5 protein-coding genes and 1 pseudogene are annotated in these 4,927 nt (G+C 57.6%); 5 read left to right on the forward strand and 1 reads right to left on the reverse strand.

The features are described 5' to 3' along the window. The 5 genes and pseudogenes from Q1Y74_RS13465 to Q1Y74_RS13485 all read left to right on the forward strand — a co-directional run. Window positions 1-598, forward strand: a pseudogene (locus Q1Y74_RS13465) (dihydrofolate reductase); the annotation flags it as partial. Between the two features lie 3 nt (window positions 599-601). Then, window positions 602-1,291 (forward strand): DNA alkylation repair protein, encoded by a 690-nt coding sequence (locus Q1Y74_RS13470; protein ID WP_300814807.1) that lies wholly within the window; start codon window positions 602-604, stop codon window positions 1,289-1,291. Between the two features lie 86 nt (window positions 1,292-1,377). Then, complete coding sequence (locus Q1Y74_RS13475) at window positions 1,378-2,448, forward strand: nucleoside hydrolase (protein ID WP_300814808.1); 1,071 nt, start codon at window positions 1,378-1,380, stop codon at window positions 2,446-2,448. A gap of 176 nt (window positions 2,449-2,624) precedes the next feature. Further along, a complete protein-coding gene (locus Q1Y74_RS13480) occupies window positions 2,625-3,113 on the forward strand; it encodes a Fur family transcriptional regulator (protein ID WP_300814809.1) in 489 nt (162 codons plus the stop codon). Beyond that, window positions 3,110-4,381, forward strand: coding sequence for an adenylosuccinate synthase (locus Q1Y74_RS13485; protein ID WP_300814810.1), 1,272 nt, complete (start codon window positions 3,110-3,112; stop codon window positions 4,379-4,381). The genes Q1Y74_RS13480 and Q1Y74_RS13485 overlap by 4 nt, the downstream gene beginning before the upstream one ends. A gap of 327 nt (window positions 4,382-4,708) precedes the next feature. On the opposite strand, the gene Q1Y74_RS13490 is transcribed toward Q1Y74_RS13485, so the two are convergent. Further along, window positions 4,709-4,927 (reverse strand): hypothetical protein (locus Q1Y74_RS13490; RefSeq protein ID WP_300814811.1); only part of this gene is annotated, 219 nt, incomplete at its 5' end.

Genomic DNA, 4,927 nt, shown 5'->3' on the forward strand with positions numbered 1-4,927 from the left:
CCGTGCCGACCTCTTCGGCCTGTATTACGTGGCCGACCCCAAACTGGTCGAACTCGGCCTGCTGCCCGACGCCGATGCCTACAAGGCGCAGTTCTATACCTACCTGATGAACGGCCTGATGACCCAGCTGGTGCGCATCGAGCCGGGCAACCAGATTGAAGAAGCCCACATGCGCAACCGCGCCTTCATAGCCCGCTGGGTGTACGAGAAGGGAGCGGCCGACAAGGTGGTAGAGCTGAAGCAGAAGGACGGCAAGACTTACGTCGTGGTGAACGACTACGCCAAGCTGCGCACCCTCTTTGGCGACTTGCTGGCCGAGATTCAGCGCATCAAGTCGACGGGCGACTTCGAGGCGGCCCGCCAGCTGGTAGAGGCTTATGCCGTGAAGGTGGACCCCACGCTGCACGCCGAGGTGCTGGAGCGCTACAAGAAGCTGAATCTGGCTCCGTACAAGGGCTTCGTCAATCCCAAATACGAGGCCGTGACCGATGCCGACGGCACGATTACCGACATCAAGGTTTCATACAACGAAGGCTACGCCGAGCAGATGCTGCGCTACAGCAAGGACTATTCGCCCCTGCCTTCCATCAACAATTGATATATGCAAGAAATGAACGAACAACTGCACAAACAGGTGCAGGACATCAAGACACAGCTCCGTCTCGCCATGAACGGGGCTGTGTCTCAAAGTATGCGTGAGAAAGGGCTGGTCTACAAGCTGAACTTCGGCGTGGAGCTGCCCCGCATCAAGAGCATTGCCGCAGGCTTTGCCAAGAACCACGACCTGGCACAGGCCTTGTGGAAGGAGAACATACGCGAGTGCAAGATACTGGCCGCTATGCTGCAGCCGACAGAAACCTTCCTGCCCGAGATTGCAGACATCTGGGTGGAGGACATCCACAACATCGAGATGGCCGAACTGACCAGCATGAACCTCTTCCAGCATCTGCCCTATGCCCCCGCCAAGGCCTTCCAGTGGATTGCCGACGAGCGCGAGTACGTGCAGGTGTGCGGCTTCCTCACCATCGCCCGCCTGCTGATGAAGAAGGGCGACATGGACGAGCGTGCCGGCAACGAGTTCCTCGACCAGGCCGTCTGCGCCTTCCTCTCGGGTTCCTACCACGTGCGCAACGCAGCGTTCACCGCCCTGCGCCGCTTCATGCACCACAGCGACGAGAACGCCTTCAAGCTCTGCCGCAGGGTGGATGGGATGAAGGATGCTGTTTCAGAGGAAGAAAAATTGCTCTACAACCTGGTGAAGGAGGAGGTGCAGGACGGCGAACTGTCCTGATGCCAAGCCCCGAAGCGGGCGTTCTTCCTGAACGCCCCCAACACGTTGTTTGAACCGAAACTTTAGTCGGACCCTTTTTCCCAATCATGAGACGTTTTGTTTTAATCTTTATGCTGTGCTGCCTGTCCGCCCTGGGGTGGGCGGGCAGCGACGGCCGTCAGAAAATCATCCTCGACACCGACATGGTGGAGCTTTTCGACGACGGCATTGCCCTGATGATGCTGGCCCAATCGCCGCAGGTGGATTTGCTGGGAGTGACCGTGGTGGCAGGCAACACGTGGGTACCCGAAGGCACGGCCTACGCCCTCCGCCAGCTCGAAGCCATCGGCGCTCCTCGTGTGCCTGTGATGCAAGGCGTGCGCCTGCCCCTTGCGCCCGGCCGCATGGAAAACATCAGGGACGAAATCCGCCTCTTCGGCTTTGGCGAAGGCTATCTGGGCGCGCTGTCCTATGCGGAGCCAGCCTCGTGGCAGGAGGTCTACACAGCGCGCTACGGCCAGGAGCCTGTCCTGAAGCCGGCAGACACGCATGCCGTCAACTTTATCATCGAGCAGGTGAAGCGGCATCCCCACGAGGTCACCATTCTGGCCATCGGCCCGTGCAGCAACCTGGCTCTGGCCGTCAGGATGGCTCCCGAAATCGTTCCGCTCGTCAAGCGGGTGGTTTACATGGGAGGCGCCTTCACCGTGCCCGGCAACACGACCCCGGCTGCCGAGTTCAACTGGTGGTTCGACCCCGAAGCGGCGCGGATGGCCGTGCGGACACCCTTCAGGGAACAGATGGTCGTGGGGCTCGACGTGTGCAACCGCATGGAGCTGCGCAAAGACCGTTACGAACGGCTGGTGGGGCTGCTGAAGAACGAGAAGCTGCGGGCCATGACGGATGATTGTTTCTTGCAGACGACCTTTCGGGAGCATCCCGATACGGTGTGGCACGTCTGGGACATCGTGGCTGCCGCCCTGTGCGTAGACCCCTCGCTCCTCACGCGCGAGTGGGTGTGCGGCGTGGACGTCAATACGCAGCAGGGGCTCTCCTACGGGCAGTCATTGGCCTTTCCGCATCGGCCTCCCCGGGGGGCACAGCCGGTACGCATCGTGATGGAGGTGGACGAGGAGCGGTTGTGGAGGCTGGTCGAAGAGGCCTGCCGGCAGTTCTGACGGCCCCGTGGGCGGCAGCCTCTCTTTTTCTGGTCAACAACGGCTCCGCGGGGGCAGGCTTCTTCCTGTTGCTTATTTATGGCAAAACCCATCCCCTTTCCGATTATTTTTTCCCTTTTCCGCTTGCTTTCCGCAAAATAAGGATTAACTTTGTTGGCTGTTAAAACCGCTCCTGCATGGAAAGTCAGAATGTGAAAGATACTGTCAGGCAGATATTCACCGAATATCTCAACGCGAACGGGCATCGCAAGACTCCCGAACGCTATGCTATACTCGATACCATCTACTCCATCGACGGCCATTTTGACATCGACACCCTCTATTCGCTGATGGCCAACCACGAGAAATTCCGGGTCAGCCGCGCCACGCTTTACAACACCATCATCCTGCTCATCAATGCCCGGCTGGTCATCAAGCACCAGTTCGGCACTTCGTCGCAGTATGAGAAAAGCTACAACCGCGACACCCACCACCACCAGATCTGCACGCAGTGCGGCAAGGTGACCGAGTTTCAGAACGAGGAGTTGCGCCACGCTATCGAGAATACCAAACTGAGCCGCTTCAACCTGTCGCACTATTCCCTCTATCTCTATGGGCTGTGCAGCAAGTGCGAGCGTGCCAACAAATTGAAAAACAAAAACAATAACCATAAGACAGAAAAATGAAAGTAGACATTCTATTGGGATTACAATGGGGCGACGAAGGCAAAGGCAAGGTCGTTGACGTGTTGACCCCGAGATACGATGTAGTGGCCCGTTTCCAGGGTGGACCGAATGCCGGTCATACGTTGGAGTTTGAGGGACAGAAGTATGTGCTCCGTTCCATTCCTTCGGGAATCTTTCAGGGAGACAAAGTGAACATCATAGGCAACGGCGTGGTGCTCGACCCGGCCCTGTTCAAGGCCGAGGCCGAAGCGCTGGAGGCTTCCGGACATCCGCTGAAGGAGCGCCTGCACATCTCCAAGAAGGCGCATCTCATCCTGCCTACGCACCGCATCCTGGACGCTGCCTATGAGGCCGCCAAAGGCGATGCCAAGGTGGGCACCACAGGCAAGGGCATCGGCCCTACGTACACCGACAAGGTGAGCCGCAACGGCGTGCGCGTGGGCGACATCCTGCACGACTTCGACCGCAAGTATGCAGCCGCCAAGGCCCGTCACGAGCAGATACTGAAGAGCCTGAACTATGAATACGACCTGACCGAACTGGAGAAGGCCTGGTTCGAAGGCATCGAGTACCTGAAGCAGTTCCACCTGGTGGACAGCGAGCACGAAGTGAACAACCTGCTGAAGGCGGGCAAGTCCGTGCTGTGCGAAGGCGCGCAGGGCACCATGCTCGACATTGACTTCGGCTCCTATCCCTTTGTCACTTCCTCCAACACCATCTGTGCGGGCGCCTGCACCGGTCTGGGCGTGGCTCCCAACAAGATTGGCGACGTGTATGGCATCTTCAAGGCCTACTGCACCCGCGTGGGCGCCGGTCCGTTCCCCACGGAGCTGTTCGACGAGGTAGGCGACAAGATTGGCGCGCTGGGTCACGAGTTCGGAGCCGTCACGGGCCGCAAGCGCCGTTGTGGCTGGATTGACCTGGTGGCCCTGAAGTACTCGGTGATGGTTAACGGCGTCACCAAGCTGATTATGATGAAGAGCGACGTGCTCGACTCCTTCGAGACCATCAAGGCCTGCGTGGCCTACAAGATGGACGGCGAGGAGATTGAATACTTCCCCTTCGACATCACCGAAGGCGTGGAGCCCGTCTATGTGGAGCTGCCCGGATGGCAGACGGACATGACCAAGATGCAGAGCGAGGACGAGTTCCCCGAGGAGTTCAACGCCTACCTCTCCTTCCTCGAAGAGCAGCTGGAAGTACCCATCAAGATAGTCTCCGTAGGCCCCGACCGCGAGCAGACCATCGAGCGCTACACCGAGGAGTAAGCCGTCGGGCGCAAGCCTGAAGAGATAAAGCGGATTGCCTTTGAAACGGGCCGGAGCGATGCCTCCACACCCCGTTTTGAAGGCAATCTTTTTTCTCCCGCAAGGGCAGGCCTCCCCGCACGTTTCGCACGTCACCCCCACTTGTGCGCATATATGCGGATACCTGCTCCCCCCCCCCAAAAAAAAACAAGATGAATCCGCGTCATCCGCGCAATCCGTCGGCCAGTTTCCTTCTTGCCGAAACAAAGATACGAACAAGCGGGCGGAAAACCATAAAACGGGTGCCCATAACCTGCAAAAATCTGTTAATAAAACAGGGTTTTCGTGTTAAAAAAGGCTAATTTTCTGAGGGGCAGGGGCGTAGGAGGGGCTGTGTGCATTTGCCCGTATCTGTTTATTTTTATTTGCAAAATCACTCGTTGCGGCAAAATCGTTTTTTGCGCAGCCGCCAATGACAAATGACAGTAATGACAGATGACAGTTTAGTTTTTCGGGGTTTTCGAGACTTGGGTAGAAAAGTAATATTATATATATTATATATATAAT

Source organism: uncultured Bacteroides sp., from assembly GCF_949298305.1.
GTDB lineage: Bacteria > Bacteroidota > Bacteroidia > Bacteroidales > Bacteroidaceae > Bacteroides.